The organism is Streptacidiphilus jiangxiensis (genome assembly GCF_900109465.1).
GTDB classification, from domain to species: domain Bacteria; phylum Actinomycetota; class Actinomycetes; order Streptomycetales; family Streptomycetaceae; genus Streptacidiphilus; species Streptacidiphilus jiangxiensis.
Window position 1 is genome coordinate 12385 of the sequence record NZ_FOAZ01000031.1, and the last position, 15726, is coordinate 28110.

Genomic DNA, 15726 nt, shown 5'->3' on the forward strand with positions numbered 1-15726 from the left:
CGCCCGGGCGGCGTCAGGCTTGGTCCCATGGATCACGGCAGCCGAGAGCCCGGGCCCCGGCGATGACGGAGCCCGCCGAGAGCGCCACCGGGCAGGACATGCTGGCCGGGATGTTCGCGCACGCCCCGGTGATCTTCGCCGCGCTGGGCGGTCCCGATCACCGACTGGAGGGGGCGAACGCCGCGTTCTACGAGGCGGTCGGGGTGGGGCGTGGCCCCGCCATGCTGGGCCGCCCGGCTGCCGAGGTGCTTCCGGAACTCGTCCACCAGGGCCTGGTCGACCTGCTCGACGCGGCCTACCGCGAGGGCGAGCCCTTCGTCGCGCACCACACGGGCGTCCTGCTCGGCCCCGCCGGCAAGGCGCGCCAGCGGTTCTTCGACTTCAGCTTCGAACCGCGCCGCGACCGGACCGGACGGATCGTCGGTGTGGCCTTCCTCGCGGTCGACGTGACCCGGCAACGGGCCGCGCACAAGCTCGCGTCCGAGCAGCAGGCGCTGCTGGAGCAGATCGCTCGGGACTCGCCGCTGGCCGAGGTCCTGGACGGCATGTGCCGGGCCATCGAGAAGCTCTCGCCCAGGGTGCTCAGCTCGGTGCTGCTGCTCGACGAGACCGGGCGCCGGCTGCGGCACGGGGCCGCGCCGAGCCTCCCGGACTTCTACAACGCGGCCGTCGACGGCTCCCCCATCGGGCCGAGCGAGGGCTCCTGCGGCACCGCCGCCTACCGTCGCGAGATGGTGGTGGTCAGTGACATCGCCACCGACCCGCTCTGGGCCGCCTACCGCGACCTGGCCCAGCGCGCGGGGCTCGCCGCCTGCTGGTCGTCCCCCATCCTGTCCAGCTCCGACGAGCTGCTCGGCACCTTCGCCATGTACCACCGCACACCGCAGGAACTGAGCGAGGACGACCTCGACCTGAGCATCGTCTTCACCCGCACCGCGGCTCTGGCCATCGAGCGCCACCACGCCGAACGGGCGCGCCGCCAGGCCCTCGAGCGCGAGCTCGCGCTCAGCGCCGATCTGGCGTTCGTCCTGGAGACCAGCACCGCGGTGAGCGAGGAGGCGCACTTCCCGGACAACCTGCGGCGCCTGGCCCGACTGGCCGTGCCGGCGCTCGGACCGGCGTGTGTGATCGACGTCGTGGACGACGGCCGGATCCGGCGGGTCGCGGTCGCCCTCGCCCCGGACCTGCCACAGCGGGCCGAGGCGCTGCTGGCGGCCGAGACCTCCGCACGGGCGGAGGACTCCCCGGTCCGGCGGGTGCTCGCGACGGGCGCGAGCGAGGTCAGTACGGCGGCCCCGGCCGGGGCCTGGCAGGAGTTGGGACTGCGGATCACCGGGCAGGTCTGCGTCCCGCTCACGGCACGCGGCCACACCTTCGGCGCGCTGACCCTGGTGGCCACCGAGGACCGGATGCTGGACGCCCGGGCGATCAGCCTGGCCGAGGAGCTCGCCCGCACCGCGGCGGCCGGCGCGGAGACCACCCGCCAGCACGAGCAGCGCGCGCGCCTGGCGCACGACCTGCAGGCGGGACTGCTGCTGGCCGCGCTGCCGGAGATGCCCGGCGCGCAACTGGCCGCCTCCTACCGTCCGGCGGGCGAGGGGCTGGACATCGGCGGTGACTTCTACGACGTCTTCGCCCTGCCCGGGGACTGGTGGGGGCTGGTCATCGGGGACGTCTGCGGCCGTGGCGCCCACGCGGCGACCACGACCGCGCTGGTCCGCCACACGGCCCGGGCCGTCGCCCCGTTGTTGCCGACCCCGAGCGCGGTGGCGGAGTCGGTCAACGAAGCGCTGTTGGCCCGGCCGGACAGCGGCGAGAGTTTCGTGACGCTGATCTACGCGGAACTGCGCCAGGTGCGCGACGGGCTCGCCGTGAGCATGGTCCGTGCCGGGCATCCGCCCCCCTTGCTGCTGCGCGCCGACGGCACCGTCACCAGCCCCAGCCCCGCCGGTCAGCTCCTCGGGGTGTCGCCCGATCCGGAACTGGAGCTGGAGTCGTTCACCCTGGCCGGCGGGGACTGCCTGGTCCTGGTGACCGACGGGATCCTGGAGGCCCGCGACCCGACCGGGACCCTCTTCGGCGAAGAGCGTCTGGTGGCCGCCCTGCGGTCGGCCACGGGAACCACCGACGCGCAACGGATCCTCGACGCGGTCACCGACGCGGTCGACGCCTTCACCGGCGGCGTCACCGACGACGACCAGGCCGTCCTGGTCCTCGTGTCGCGTCAGGACCCGTCCGGCGCCTAGCGTCACGGCGTCAGGCCTGCGCGGACCGGAGCCGCCGCAGGGCGAGTTCGGCCAGCAGGGCGGCGCCGTCCGGGAGGACGGCGTCGTCGAACACGGCCTGCGCGGAGTGGTTCTGCGGGACCGTCGCCCAGTCACGGTCCGGCGGGCAGGCACCGAGCATCAGGAAGGCGCCGGGGACCTGCTCCATGACGAAGGCCATGTCCTCCGCGCCGGGCGTCGGCGTGGGCGTCCGCACGAAGCGCTCCGCGCCGAACAGGTCGGTGACGGTGCTCGCGGCGAACGCCGCCTCGGCCGGGTCGTTGACCAGGGCCGGATAGCCGTCGTGGAAGTCGACGTCGACGGTGAGGCCGTGGGCGGCGGCGATGCCGGCGAACAGCGTGGCGGTGCCCTCCCGGACCCGCTCGCGCGCCGCGCGGGAGAACGTGCGCACGGTGGCCTCGAAGCCGGCGTGGTCGGGGATGACGTTGCGCTTCGTGCCGCCCTGGATGATCCCGACGGTCAGCACCACCGGGTCGTGGATGTCGAAGCGGCGGGTGACGAAGGTCTGCAGCGCCGTCACCATCTCGCACAGCACCGGGATCGGGTCGGCGGCCCGGTGCGGCGACGCGCCGTGGCCGCCGCGTCCGTGCACGGTCACCGTCAGGCCGTCGGACGCGGCACTCCCCGTCCCCGGGCGGGTGGCGAAGACGCCGAACGGAAGCCGGTTGGACGACACGTGCAACGCGTAGGCGGCGACGGGCAGTTCGCCGGAGGCGTGCAACAGGCCCTCGGCCAGCATCGGCACGGCGCCACCGCCGTCGGTGCCCTCCTCGTCCGGCTGGAACATGAACACCACCGATCCGGCCAACTCCCTTCGGCGGGCGGACAACAGTCGCGCGGCCCCGACGAGGATCGCGGTGTGCAGGTCGTGGCCGCAGGCGTGCATCGCGCCGGGCACGCGCGAGGCGTAGGGCAGGCCGGTGTCCTCCGTCAGCGGCAGCGCGTCCATGTCGCCGCGGAGCAGGACGGTGGGTCCGGGACGCTCGCCGCGCAGGACGGCGGTGACGGAGGCGAGGGCCCTGCCGGTGGTGATCTCCAGGGGCAGGCCGGACAGGGCGTCGAGGACGCGGCGTTGGGTGCGGATCAGGTGGCGGCCGAGCTCGGGATCGGCGTGCAGCTCCCGGCGCAGGGAGACGAGGTCCGGGGCGAGCGCACGGGCGTCGGCCTGAAGGGTCATGGGCGGGTGCTCCTTCGCGTGGTGGCGGGTCAAGGTCAACCCGCCTGGATCAACAGCAGTTTGGCCCCTTCGCCGCCCTGGATCCCGCAGGTTCACGCGGGCGCGCGGAGCAGGCGCGCGGAGCGGGCGCGCCTCGGGGCTGCGGAACTCCGCCTCGCCGAGCGGGCTGCGGGGGCCGGACTGCGGCGGCCCGGCTGCCGGGTGCCGAGCTACTGGGTGCCGAGCTGCCGGGTGCCGAGCTACTGGGGACCGAGCTGCTGGGTGCCGACGACCATGAGCAGCGCCAGCCGGTCGGCGTCCTCGGTGCCGGGCTCGGCCGTGTAGACCATGATGCGCAGGTCGCTGCCGGCGACGGACAGCACGTCGCAGTCGAGGGTGACCGGGCCGACCCGCGGGTGGTCGACGGTCTTGCGCGCCGCGTCGTGGACACCGACCGCGCCGGCGGCCCACAGCTCGGCGAACCGGGGGCTGCCGCGCCGCAGTTCGGCGACGAGCTCGCGCAGCGGCCGGTCGGCCGGGTAGCGGTCGGCGGCCGCGCGCAGGTCGGCGACGAGGGCGGTCTCGAAGGCGCTCAGCGCCTCGGGCGTGTAGCGGACGGCCGGGCCGCGGCCGAGGAAGTGACGCCAGACGCCGTTGAGTTCACGACCGTGCCAGGTCGTGGAGTCGCCCATCAGCGCCCGGTAGGGCGGGTTGCTGACCAGCAGCGTCCAGGTGGCGTCGTGGACCGCGACCGGGGTGCCGCTCAGCCGGTCCAGCAGGCGCTGGACGCTGGGTGGCAGGAAGGTCGGCACCGTCGTGGGACCGGGCGGCGCCAGGCCGGCCAGGTGGTAGAGATGGTCGCGCTCGGGGGCGGACAGACGCAGGGCGCGCGTGAGCGCCTCGACGACCTGGGAGGAGGGGTTGGTGGCGCGGCCCTGCTCCAGACGGGTCACGTAGTCGACGGAGATGCCGGCGAGCTGCGCCAGCTCCTCGCGCCGCAGTCCGGCGGCGCGGCGCCGGCCCCCGGCGGGCAGGCCGACGTCGCCGGGCGCGACCCGGTCGCGCCATCGGTGGATCGCCGCCCCGAACTCCGCTCCGCCCATCCCACCAGTCTGTCGCGCACCGTGCGCGCCTGCCTGGTACCGGCAGTCCTAGGAAGACGGGGCGGCTGGCTCGGGGGCCCGGGCCGGGCAACCCTGGAGCCATGACGAACACACTGATCACCGGAGCCAACAAGGGGCTCGGCCACGAGACCGCCCGCCAACTGATCGCCGCCGGCCACACCGTCCATCTCGGCGCCCGCGACCGCGAGCGCGGCCTGCGGGCCGCCGAGGAGCTCGGTGCGCGCTTCGTGCAGCTCGACGTCACCGACGACGCGTCCGTCGCCGCCGCCGTCGCGGCGATCGAGGCGGACGGCGGCCTGGACGTGCTGGTCAACAACGCCGGAGTCGAGCCGCGCCGCCCCGACGGCGGCTTCGTCCCGGTCGAGGAGGTCACCGCGGACGCGATGCGCGCGGTGTTCGAGACGAACGTCTTCGGCATGGTCCGGGTCCTGCACGCGTTCCTGCCGCTGCTGCGGCGCTCGGCGCAGCCGGTCGTGGTCAACGTCAGCAGCGGCCTGGCCGCGGCCTCGGTGCTGGCGGATCCGGCGGCGCCGGAGCACTTCTACCCCGACCTCGCCTACCCCTCGTCCAAGGCAGCGGTCAACATGCTCACCGTGCAGTTGGCCAAGGCGTTCGCCGACATCCGGATCAACGCCGTCGATCCGGGCTTCACCGCGACCGATCTCAACCACCACGCGGGCACACAGACGGTCGCGCAGGGCGCCGAGGTCATCGTCCGCATGGCGCGGATCGGCGCCGACGGCCCGACCGGCACCTTCAGCAACGCGGCGGGCCTGCTGCCCTGGTGACCCGAAGCGGGCTCGACTCAGCGGCCCAGGTCCAGCCGGTCCAGGAAGGCCCACAGGGCGGCGCGACCGGCGGCGTCCTCGGTGCCGCCGGTGGTCTCGGTGACGGACAGTTCCGCGGACATGGCCACGACCAGCCGGGCGGCGGAGGCCGGGTCCGGCCAGCCCATGGCCCGCAGGTCCGGCTCGGCCCGCTCGACGAACGTCTGCGAGCGCATGGCGACCTGGTCGGCCAGCGACGGGTCGTTGCGGGCCTCCAGGAGCAACGCCTTGACGCCGTTGTGGCGCAGGCACAGGTCGAGGTAGGTCTCCATGCCGGCGCGCAGGCGCTCCGGCCCGGGCGGCAGCGGGACCATCGCCTCGCCGACGGCGGCGGCGACCTGGGCGTGGAAGCGCTCGTGCAGGGCACCGAGGAAGGCGCCCCGGTCGGGGAAGTGGACGTAGAAGGTGCCCTTGGCGACGCCCGCCGCGGTGACGACCCGGTTGACGCTCATCGCCGCGAGCCCGTGCCGCTCGGCGATCTCCAACCCCGCGTCCAGCAGGGCTTCTCGGGTGCGCTCGGCGGCAGCCGCTCGGGTGGTCATGCCCGGAGTCTACGGCTCCCCTGGCGGCGGGACGGCGGCGTACGCTAGTTTCAGTGACCGACCGGTCAGTCATTGAAATGCCGGTCACGGAAGCGCCCCTCACTGCCGTCCGCCAAGGAGAGCGTCATGCGCGCAGCGATCGTGACCCAGCTCGGCACCCCTCCCCACCTCGGCGAGCGACCGGACCCGGTCGACCGTCCGGGCCACACCCTGGTCCGGGTGACCGCCGCCGCCGTCAACCCGGTGGACCTGCTCATCGCCTCCGGCGGCCACCCCGCGGGTGCGCCGGCGGTCCCCTACGTGCCGGGTGTCGAGGCGGCCGGCACCGTCGTCTCGGGCGGCGGCCTCGCCCCCGGCACGCGGGTCCGCGTCGCCGTGCCGGGCGGCTTCGTCGACGGCACTCTGGCCGAACTGGTCTCCGTCCCCGACGACGCCTGCGTCCCGCTGCCGGACGCCCTCGACGGCGACCTGGCCGCGGCGATCGGCGTGGTCGGCGTCAGCGCGCTGCTCGCGCTGCGCGAGGAGGCTGCCCTGCAGCCGGGCGAGTCGGTGCTGATCCTCGGCGCGACGGGCGCACTCGGCCAGACCCTGGTGCACCTGGCCCGCGCCCTCGGCGCCGACCGCGTGGTCGCCGCCGGACGCAGCGCGGACCGGCTGAAGGCCCTGGGCGACGCGGCGGACGCGACCCTGCTCCTGGAGCCGGACGCCACGGCGGCACCGACCCCGGACCTCCTGGCCGCCCTCGGCGGCCCGGTCGACGTCGTGGCCGACCTGCTGTGGGGCGCACACACCCGCCTCGCCCAGGCGGCCCTGCGGCCCGGCGGCCGTTGGGTCAACCTCGCCCAGTCGGCGGGCGCCACCGCCACCCTCGACGCCGCCGCCCTGCGCCACCGGCACCTGCGCGTCTCCGGCTTCAGCGGTACCGCCCTCACCGCCCCGCAGGTGACCGCCGCCTACACCGACCTGGCCGCGCTCGCCGCGACCGGCGCCCTGCCCCTCCCCGTCAGCGTCCACCCGCTCGACGAGATCGCCACCGCCTGGGCGGCCCAGTCCACCTCCCCCGGCGCCAAACTCGTGCTCCGGCCCTGAGCGCCGCTCAGGCGGACTGCTGCGAGGCGGCCGCGGCCGGATGCAGGTCGGCGAGGGTGAGGCGATGGCGGGGTTCCTCGGACAGCACGACGCGGCGCGTGACGGTGCGGTCCGGGCCCACGTGGAGGAGTTCGCCGGGCGCCATCAGCTGCCAGCGCGGGTTGTCGTCCAGGCGCTCGCTCGCGACGACGGTCGCCCCGCGGCGGGTCAGGTCGTCCGAGTGGACGCGCAGCCGGCCGCCGGTGCCGCTGTGGTCCAGGTGTCGGACGCCGTGGTGGCCACCGGCGGGACGCTCGAGCAGGTACAGGTCGTGGGTGTCGGGGTAGCGCAACGCCCACAGCTGGTCGGCGGTGGTGAGCACGATGTTCAGGGCGTACAGCGGCAGGTTCCGCGCGACCCAGCGGGCGGCGGCCTCGACACCGGCCCCCACGTCGCCCCCGCGGGCGGCGGTCTCACGGGTGACCAGGGCGAAGAAGCGCTCGGAGTCGGTGTCCCCCTGGACCAGCGCACGGTCCGCGCCGAGCTCGGCGTCGAGCCGCGGCAGGTCCTCGATCACACCGTTGTGCGCGAACAGCCTGCCGTCCTGCTCGAACGGGTGCGTGTTGCGCACGGCCAGGGCCCCGGTCGAGGCGAAGCGGATGTGGGCGAGGAAGGTCTGCGACTCCACGCTCTTGGCCTCCTCGGCGAAGGCGCGGTCCTGGTAGGCGGCGACCGGCGCCTTGTGCACCTGTGGCCGGCCGTCGGCGGTGAACCAGCCGAGCCCGGTGCCGTCGGGCTCGCGGCGGCTCTGGTCGCTGAGGCTGTCCGGCGCCTCCAGCAGCCAGAAGGTGGCGCGGGTCCGATGGGGCGCACTGCTCAGCCCGAACAGTCGGCACATCACGCTCCGCCTCTCCTGCGGTCGATCCCCCGCACCGCCACGATAGGTCACAGCGTGGCGCGAAGGTCCGCCAATCGCTCGCGCACGCCCGCGGCGGAGAAGCAACGCGGGGTGACCTGCGCCCCGGTCGGCAGCGTGCCCGAGCGCACGAACACCGACGTCCCCGGAGCGGTCGGGGCGAGTTCGAGCGCCAGCGTCACCGTTCGGGTCCGCGGCGGGACGGTCACCCGGTGGACCACTTCCGGCGGCAGCGCGTACGTCCGGCCCTGCGGGCAGGTGAACCGCCCGGCCGGGCGCAGGGTGGCGCGGCCGCGCTCCTGGAACACGTAGCCGCCGGGAGCCGGGCGGTGGGAGTATCGCCGGTGGTCGCCGTCGGGGTCGTCGGTCACGGTGGAGATCTCGTTCGTCACCTGGCCGGCCAGCACCCGGGAGACGAACGGCCAGCGGTGGTCGTGCGGATGGGACGGCCCGCCGGTGTCGGCCGCCGGCCACAGGTGCAGGCGCAGGCGCGCCTCCGAGCCGTCCACGGCCGGGAAACTCAGCTTGTCGAACCCGTTCGCGTGCCGGTAGGACTCGGTGGCCATGACCTCCAGGGCTCCCGGCGGTCCCCACAGGAACTCGTCCAGCAGGGCCCGCACGTCCAGCGCCGCCAGCGCGTCGGCGCACTCGCCGACCGGGAGGGTCACCGCCTCGCGCAGCACCCCGCATGCGTGAAGCGTGCCGGTCACGCCTCGGCCCCCGCGACGCCGATCGGCGGCGGCAGCAGTTCGCAGGCGGCGGCCTCCTCCCACAGCGCCTCGGCCTGAAGGGCGAAGCACTCGAACCAGGCCCCGTCCGCGTGGGTGAGCCGGAACATGGGCCGGGACTCGCCGGGGATCCGGAAGCTGTAGAGCTGCACGTAGAGCCGCGCCCCCGGCCGGCCCGCGTCCAGGTAGTTGGCGCCGAACTTCAACGCCACCCTGGTGGTGCGCACGTCGAGCCGGCCGGCGGCGTCGGCCGTGCTCGCCGCGAGCGCACGGAGCTTGCCGAGGCTCTGCCGGATGTCGTTGCGGATGTCCTCCGGCGCGGGGCGGCTGGCCTGGCCCTGGGTGGTGAGGGCCGCCTCGTCGGCGTCGACGTCGGTCAGCAGCAGCCGGATCCGGCCGCCCCGGCGCAGGATGGTCTCGAACGCCGGGTAGGACGTCTCGATGGTGCGGGCCAGGTTGACGCCGATCAGGTAGACGTCGTCGGAGTCCGCCCGGCGCTGCTTCAGGTCCTCGGGGAAGTCGTCGTGGAGCTCCGGCCCGCGCGGGGCGCGGGCCTCGCGCTCCACCGCCGACCGGGTGGCCAGGATGTTGTAGGCGAGCACCGCGAGCACGGCGAGCAGCAGACTCGACACCCTGGCGAGCGAGATGACGTCCAGGAAGGACAACACGCTGACGGTGACGGCCAGACAGATCGTCACATAGACGTCGACGTCCTTGCCTTCCTTCAACTCCGCCCAGATGCGCCGGAATCCCATCGCGAAGCCGCCCCCTTGTTCTTCAACGCCTCAGAATTTCCCCCACCTTAGGGCCGATCTCTTGTGCGGTGTCATGAACGCCGTGAGACTGCCGAGTTGCGAACACGCACGCACCTCGCGTGAACGTCCTTCACCCTCCCGCCCGGCACGACCTGCCGGGCTGTCGAAAGGATGTTCTGTGCCACTGTTCCCCCGCCGCAGATCCCGGCGGCCGCTGGCCGCCCTCGCCGCGACCGCCGCAGCGCTGAGCGGGCTGCTGCTCGCCGGCACGGGCCCCGCGCACGCGGCCACCGGGCCGACCGAGATCAGCATCGACCCGTTCACCAACACCACCAGCCAGCACGCCACCGAACTGGAGCCGGACACCTTCGCCTACGGCAACACCGTCGTCGCCTCCTCGCAGGTCGGCCGCTTCACCGACGGCGGCGCGTCCGACATCGGCTGGAACACCTCCACCGACGGCGGCACCACCTGGCAGCACGGCATGCTGCCCGGCATCACCGTCTACCAGGGCGGCAGTTGGGCCCGGGTCTCCGACCCGGCCGTGGCCTACGACGCCAAGCACGGCACCTGGATGGTCTCCGGCCTGGTGATCGACGCGAACGTGAACGGGGCCGGCGTCAGCGTCAGCCGCTCGGCCGACGGGATCACCTGGCAGAATCCGGTGCTGGCGGTGGGCAACGACGGCAAGGGCTACGACAAGGAGTGGATCGTCTGCGACGACTCCGCCACCAGCCCCTACTACGGCAACTGTTACGTCGAGGTCGACGTCACCTCCTCCAACAACCTGGTGGAGCTGGCCGTCTCCAGAGACGGCGGGGCGACCTGGTCGGCGCCGCTCTCACCCTCGGGGAGCCGCAACCACGGCCTGGGCGGGCAACCGCTCGTGCAGCCCAACGGCACCGTCGTGGTGCCGTTCTCCACCAACGGGACCTCGATCCGCGCCTTCACCTCCACCAACGGCGGCGGCTCCTGGAACTCGACCAAGCTGGTGTCCAGCGTCAGCGAGCACCCGGTCGCGGGCGGCCTGCGGGACGGCGGCGGGCTGCCGAGCGCGGAGATCGACGCTTCCGGCAAGATCTACGTCGCCTGGCAGGACTGCCGGTTCCGCACCAACTGCGCCTCCAACGACATCGTCTGGTCGATGTCGACGGACGGTTCGACCTGGTCCGCCGTCACCCGGGTGCCGATCGACGCGACCACGAGCACGGTGGACCACTTCATCCCCGGCATCGGCGTCGACCACACCACCTCGGGCGCCACCGCGAAACTGGGCCTCTACTACTACTTCTACCCGAACGCCAACTGCACCGCCGCGACGTGCCAGTTGGAGGTCGGCTACACCTCCTCGGCGAACGGCGGCACCACCTGGAGCACCGCGCAGACCGTCGCCGGGCCGATGTCGCTCTCCCAGATCGCCTCGACCACGCAGGGATCGATGGTGGGCGACTACCTCTCCTGCTCGGTCGTGAACGGCAAGGGCGTGGCCGTCTTCGCGGTCGGGCAGACCCCGACCAACGGCCAGGCCTTCGACGAGGGCATGTACACCGTCTCCGGCGGCCTCACCGTCACGGCCGGCACCGTCCCGACGGCGACCGACCCCGTCGTCTACACCGCGCACACCGCCAACGGGAACGCGTCGTTCTACCGCAACGCGAACTAGGGTCCTCTGCGAGAGTGCTGGTCACGGCCGTTCGCTGACGGCCGCGACCAGCGCCTCGGCCCTGCACCCTCGGCGGGGGCGCCGGGACGGCGCCTCCGGGCGCGCAGTCGATATTCGCTTGCCGACCCTCGTCACGCAGGTCAAGGTCGCCGGAGACCTGACGAAGACGAAGGCAGAGAAGATGACCGCGCAGAACCTCCCCGTCGATCACGAACTCATCCAGCAGGCAGCCCACGTGTCACGCACTCGCTGCCGGGGTGACCACCACACCATGGCGGCCGCGGCCCGCGCCAGGGACGGACGCATCGTCACCGCCGTGAACGCCTACCACTTCACCGGAGGCCCCTGCGCCGAACTGGTCCTCATCGGAACGGCCGCCGCCCAGGGCATCTACGAGCTGGACACCATCGTCGCTGTGGGCGACCGCGACCGAGGGGTCGTTCCCCCGTGCGGCCGGTGCCGACAGGTCCTTCTCGACTACTTCCCCGACATCAAGGTCATCGTGGGCGGGGGCCACCGCACCCGGACCGTCCTCATCACCGACCTGTTGCCCGAGAGCTACGTCTGGGCCGACCACCAACTCGAGGCCGAGTGAGCCGCGCCCGGACGGCTCGGGCCGGGAACCGGTACCGGCGCTCCCGCGTGATCGTCTCCGACCAGGTGTGACGGGGCCCGCCGCAGGGAAGGGCCGCAGAGCCCGGCCCCCGCGGCCCGGCCCCGAACCCGTACCCCGGAGGAGATCCATGCTGAACCTGTCGGTCCTGCTCGAGGATTCCGCGCGCACGCACCCGCACCGCGACGCGGTGGTCCTGGGGCCGACGCGGCTCACCTACGCCCAGGTCGACGCGGCCGCGAACCAGGTCGCCGGCCTGCTGGTGGAACGCGGCATCCGCCCCGGCGACAAGGTCGCCCTGAGCTGCCCCAACCTGCCGTGGTTCCCGATCGTCTACTACGGCGTCCTCAAGGCCGGAGCCGTCGTGGTCCCGCTCAACGTGCTGCTGAAGCCACGTGAGATCGCCTACCACCTGCGGGACGCGGACGTGAAGGCCTACTTCTGCTTCGAGGGCACGCCGGAGCTGCCGATGGGCGCCGCCGGCTGGGCGGCGTTCCGCGAGGTGGCCACGGTCGAGCAGTTCTTCCTGATCACGGCCGACCCGGCCGCGCCGAGCCCGATCGACGACGCGGAGACGCTGGCGGCGGCGCTCGAAGGCCGGAGCCCGGTCTTCGACGCGGTCCCCACCGAGGCGGACGACACCGCGATCATCCTCTACACCTCGGGCACCACCGGGCAGGCGAAGGGCGCCGAACTCTCCCACGCCAGCACGATGATGAACGTCATGGCGTGCAACCGCATGTTCCGGACCACGCCGGCCACCGACAGCCAACTGCTCTGCCTGCCTCTGTTCCACACCTTCGGCGCGACGATCCAGATGCACGCCGGCTTCTCGATGGCCGCCACGCTCCACCTGATGCCGCGGTTCGACGCGGCCGCGGCCGTCCGGCTGATGGAGAGCGAGGAGATCACCTTCTTCGCCGGGGTGCCGACGATGTGGTGGGGCCTGCTCTCCGCGCTCACCGACGACGTCGACGTGGACCGGATCGCCCGCAACCTGCGCATCGGCGTCTCCGGCGGCGCGAGCCTGCCGGTGGAGATCATCCACCAGGTCCGGGACCGGCTCCACGTGCAGATCCTGGAGGGCTACGGCCTGTCCCAGACCAGCCCGGTGGTCACCTTCAGCGACCCTGACCGGGAGCCGCGGGCCGGCTCGATCGGCGTGCCGATCTGGGGCGTGCAGGTCAAGCTGATCGCGGAGGACTGGTCGGAGGTGACCGGGACGGGTGAGCTCGGCGAGATCGCCGTCAAGGGCCACAACGTGATGAAGGGCTACTACAGCCGGCCCGAGGCCACGGCCGAGGTGCTGAGGGACGGTTGGTTCCGCACCGGCGACCTCGCCCGCAGGGACGAGGACGGCTTCTACTACGTCGTCGACCGCTCGAAGGACATGATCATCCGCGGGGGCTTCAACGTCTACCCGCGCGAGATCGAGGAGGTGCTGATGACGCACCCCGCCGTCAGCCTGGCCGCCGCCGTCGGCGTGCCGCACGAGAGCCACGGCGAGGAGGTCAAGGCCCTGGTCATCCTCGCGGCGGGCGCGGCGGCGACCCCGGACGAGCTGATCGCCTGGGGCCGGGAGCAGATGGCCGGCTACAAGTACCCGCGCATCGTGGAGATCGTCGAGTCCCTGCCGATGACCGCCACCGGCAAGATCCTCAAGCGGGAGCTGCGCTGACCGACCCCGACGCCACCTCCCTCGACGAACCCGTCGGCGCGTCCCTGCGCGGGCACCACGCCCACCCGGCGCGCCTACGGGCCCGCGACGAGCACGCGTTCCTGCACGTCGCCGAGGCCGACACCGGCGCGATCGCCCTCCACGAGCGGCTCGGCTCCGCCACCCGCGCCCGGGTGACCGTCCGGGGGTTCCGCACCCCGTAAGACGCGTGACCAGCATGCGATACGGCGTCTCTTCATTGGACACATGTCTAGTCAATGTCCTCGTGGCTGGCTACGCTGACGCCCACTCTCCAGCCGCCTCGTCACCCCGAGGACTGATTCCATGCATCCCACGTCCCACAGATCGGCCGGCCGCCGGCACGAAGAACCGGCTGTCTCGGCGCTGCGCGGGCAGGCGCGGCTCGTCGACCGGCGGCTCGTCCTGGTGAACGGCGTCTTCTTCACCGTGTTGGTGGTCCTGGCCGGGGCCGCGCCCGGCGTGCTGGCGACGGAGGTGGTCGGCCGGATCAACGTGGGCCTGCTGCTCTGCCTGGCCCTCGGCCTGCTCGCGCTGTGCACGTCCGTCGGCTACGACCGTCGGCTGGCCCGCGAATGGGACCCGGAGGCCGACCGGCTCCGGACCCGGCACGAGGAGCGCGCGGCGGCCGAGCAGGCCGCCGCCGCGCAGAACGCCGAAGCACGGCAGTACTGGGGCTGGGAGTCGCCCACCGAGCACCGCGGGGGCGAGTGGTGAGCCCGGCCCTGCTGGCGGGGACGCACACCCCCGTCCTGATCGCGTTCCTCGCCTTCGTGGCCGTCGCACTGCTGCTCTGCGTCCTGGTCGGACCGGACCGCGACGAGGTCGCCGACTTCTACACCGCCAACCGCACCCTGACGCCGTTCCAGAACGGGCTGGCGCTGTCCGGCGACTACATCTCCGCCGCGACCATGCTCGGCACCACCGGCATCATCGCCCTCTCCGGCTACGACGGCATCCTGCTCGACGTGAGCACGGCGTTCGCGCTCAGCACGCTGCTCGTGATGGCCCGACCACTGCGCAACGCCGGCCGGTACACGCTCGGCGACATCTTCGCCCTGCGCGCTCCCGGGAGCGCGCCGCGGATCGCCGCAGCCGTGGCGACGCTCGCGGTCTCGATCCCGTTCCTGATCGTCCAGCTCACCGGCGCCGGCGCGGCGACGGCGATGCTGCTGGGCATGAGCAGCGCGGGTGCCCAACAGGCGTGCATCGTGCTGATCGGCACGCTCATGGTCGCCTACACCGTCGCGGGCGGCATGCGCGGCACGAGTCTGATGCAGATCGCCAAGGTGGTGCTGGTGACCGCCACCCTCGCGGTCACCATCCTCTACGTGCTGGCCCGCTTCCACTGGAGCCCGGACGCGCTGCTGAGCGCCGCCGCCAGGGGCAGCGGCCACCCGGCCAGCTACCTGCGCTCCGCCTCCCAGCTGGGCGTCACCGCGAGCGGCCCGCTGAACATCGCCGGGCTGCACTTCACGGTCGTCCTCGGCGCGGCCTGCATGCCGCACATGATCATGCGTATCAGCGCCATGCCGGACGGCGCCACCGCGCGCCGGTCCACCCGCTACGCGTTCGGCATCGTCGGCGTCTACGGCGTGGCGCTCGCGGTGCTGGGCCTCGGCGCGGCGGCGGTCGTGGGCGCGCCCATGATCTCCGCGGTCAACCCGAACGGCCAGGCGGCGCTGCTGCTGCTCGCCGGGAACCTGGCGGGCGGCCCCACCACGACGGCGGGCATCACCCTGCTGACTGCCGTCGCCTGCACGGTCTTCGTCACGGTGCTCGCCGTGGTCGCGGGCATCACGCTCACCGCCGCCGCGACCCTCGCCCACGACGTGCACGCCTACGCCGTCCGCCACGGCCGGCTCAGCCAGGCCAAGGAGGTCCGCACGGTCCGCTGGGCCGCGCTGCTCTTCGGCGTCGTCGGCATCGGCCTCTCGGTCGAGGCCCAGGGCTACAACGTGCAGTTCCTGTCCATGCTGGCGGTCACCGTCGCGGCCTCGGCGGTGCTGCCCGCGCTGGTCCACAGTCTCTTCTGGCGCGGCTACAACCGCACCGGACTGCTGTGGTCCGTCTACGGCGGGACGGTGCTCGCGATCGGGCTGCAGCTGATCTCGCCGACGGTCTCCGGTCGGCCGGGCACGCTCTTCCCGAACCTGGACTTCGCCTGGTTCCCGCTGCAGAGCGTCGGCATCGTCTCGATCCCGGCCGCGTTCCTGCTGGGCTGGGCCGGCAGCAGGTTCGGCGCCCGCCGCAACGCCCCGCAGGTCGACCAGGAGGCGGTGGAGCTGCGCATCCTGACGGGGATCGGCTCCGAGTAACCGGCTCCGCCGGTCGGGCGCGGCCGCGGCCGACC

The 15726-nt window shown here is 73.3% G+C and carries 14 protein-coding genes; 8 read left to right on the forward strand and 6 right to left on the reverse strand.

The annotated features are described in order from the left end of the window. Nucleotides 1-62: 62 nt before the first annotated feature. The gene (locus BMY61_RS37995) at nucleotides 63-2246 is read left to right on the forward strand and encodes a SpoIIE family protein phosphatase (RefSeq protein WP_042452746.1); all 2184 of its coding nucleotides are present in this window, start codon (nucleotides 63-65) and stop codon (nucleotides 2244-2246) included. Nucleotides 2247-2256: 10 nt separating this feature from the next. Here BMY61_RS37995 and BMY61_RS38000 read toward each other — a convergent pair whose 3' ends face one another. Both BMY61_RS38000 and BMY61_RS38005 read right to left on the reverse strand, forming a co-directional pair. Beyond that, on the reverse strand, nucleotides 2257-3462 hold the full coding sequence (locus BMY61_RS38000; protein WP_042452743.1) for a M20 metallopeptidase family protein: 1206 nt from the start codon (nucleotides 3460-3462) through the stop codon (nucleotides 2257-2259). A gap of 239 nt (nucleotides 3463-3701) precedes the next feature. Next, on the reverse strand, nucleotides 3702-4544 hold the full coding sequence (locus tag BMY61_RS38005) for a helix-turn-helix transcriptional regulator (RefSeq protein ID WP_042452742.1): 843 nt from the start codon (nucleotides 4542-4544) through the stop codon (nucleotides 3702-3704). A gap of 101 nt (nucleotides 4545-4645) precedes the next feature. On the opposite strand from BMY61_RS38005, the gene BMY61_RS38010 reads away from it, so the two are divergent. Next, complete coding sequence (locus BMY61_RS38010) at nucleotides 4646-5353, forward strand: SDR family NAD(P)-dependent oxidoreductase (RefSeq protein ID WP_042452739.1); 708 nt, start codon at nucleotides 4646-4648, stop codon at nucleotides 5351-5353. Between the two features lie 17 nt (nucleotides 5354-5370). Here BMY61_RS38010 and BMY61_RS38015 read toward each other — a convergent pair whose 3' ends face one another. Further along, nucleotides 5371-5934: a TetR/AcrR family transcriptional regulator gene (locus BMY61_RS38015; protein ID WP_042452738.1), complete on the reverse strand. Its 564-nt coding sequence runs from the start codon at nucleotides 5932-5934 to the stop codon at nucleotides 5371-5373. Between the two features lie 126 nt (nucleotides 5935-6060). Here BMY61_RS38015 and BMY61_RS38020 point away from each other — a divergent pair, with 126 nt between their 5' ends. Then, nucleotides 6061-7023, forward strand: a complete 963-nt coding sequence (locus tag BMY61_RS38020) for a quinone oxidoreductase family protein (RefSeq protein ID WP_042452736.1) — start codon at nucleotides 6061-6063, stop codon at nucleotides 7021-7023. A gap of 7 nt (nucleotides 7024-7030) precedes the next feature. On the opposite strand, the gene BMY61_RS38025 is transcribed toward BMY61_RS38020, so the two are convergent. The 3 genes from BMY61_RS38025 to BMY61_RS38035 are packed head-to-tail and all read right to left on the reverse strand — an operon-like array spanning nucleotide 7031 to nucleotide 9401. Continuing rightward, a complete protein-coding gene (locus BMY61_RS38025) occupies nucleotides 7031-7900 on the reverse strand; it encodes a class II glutamine amidotransferase (RefSeq protein ID WP_042452733.1) in 870 nt (289 codons plus the stop codon). A gap of 47 nt (nucleotides 7901-7947) precedes the next feature. Beyond that, nucleotides 7948-8628 carry a hypothetical protein gene (locus BMY61_RS46760; RefSeq protein ID WP_161791300.1) on the reverse strand — a complete coding sequence of 227 codons (681 nt, stop codon included), beginning with the start codon at nucleotides 8626-8628 and terminating at the stop codon, nucleotides 7948-7950. Beyond that, nucleotides 8625-9401: a hypothetical protein gene (locus BMY61_RS38035; RefSeq protein WP_042452731.1), complete on the reverse strand. Its 777-nt coding sequence runs from the start codon at nucleotides 9399-9401 to the stop codon at nucleotides 8625-8627. Before BMY61_RS38035 ends, BMY61_RS46760 begins: the two co-directional genes overlap by 4 nt. A gap of 178 nt (nucleotides 9402-9579) precedes the next feature. Between BMY61_RS38035 and BMY61_RS38040 the strand changes: the two genes are divergently transcribed. From BMY61_RS38040 to BMY61_RS38065, 5 genes are all read left to right on the forward strand, one after another. Next, nucleotides 9580-11064, forward strand: coding sequence for a sialidase family protein (locus tag BMY61_RS38040; protein WP_201777611.1), 1485 nt, complete (start codon nucleotides 9580-9582; stop codon nucleotides 11062-11064). Nucleotides 11065-11245: 181 nt separating this feature from the next. Beyond that, the gene (locus BMY61_RS38045) at nucleotides 11246-11659 is read left to right on the forward strand and encodes a cytidine deaminase family protein (RefSeq protein ID WP_042452903.1); all 414 of its coding nucleotides are present in this window, start codon (nucleotides 11246-11248) and stop codon (nucleotides 11657-11659) included. A gap of 148 nt (nucleotides 11660-11807) precedes the next feature. Next, entirely contained in the window at nucleotides 11808-13355 is a 1548-nt protein-coding gene (locus tag BMY61_RS38050) for a long-chain-fatty-acid--CoA ligase (protein ID WP_042452729.1), read from the forward strand. A gap of 324 nt (nucleotides 13356-13679) precedes the next feature. After that, entirely contained in the window at nucleotides 13680-14090 is a 411-nt protein-coding gene (locus BMY61_RS48130) for a DUF485 domain-containing protein (protein ID WP_042452727.1), read from the forward strand. Next, the gene (locus BMY61_RS38065; protein WP_236656301.1) at nucleotides 14087-15691 is read left to right on the forward strand and encodes a solute symporter family protein; all 1605 of its coding nucleotides are present in this window, start codon (nucleotides 14087-14089) and stop codon (nucleotides 15689-15691) included. Before BMY61_RS48130 ends, BMY61_RS38065 begins: the two co-directional genes overlap by 4 nt. The last annotated feature ends 35 nt before the right edge of the window (nucleotides 15692-15726 follow it).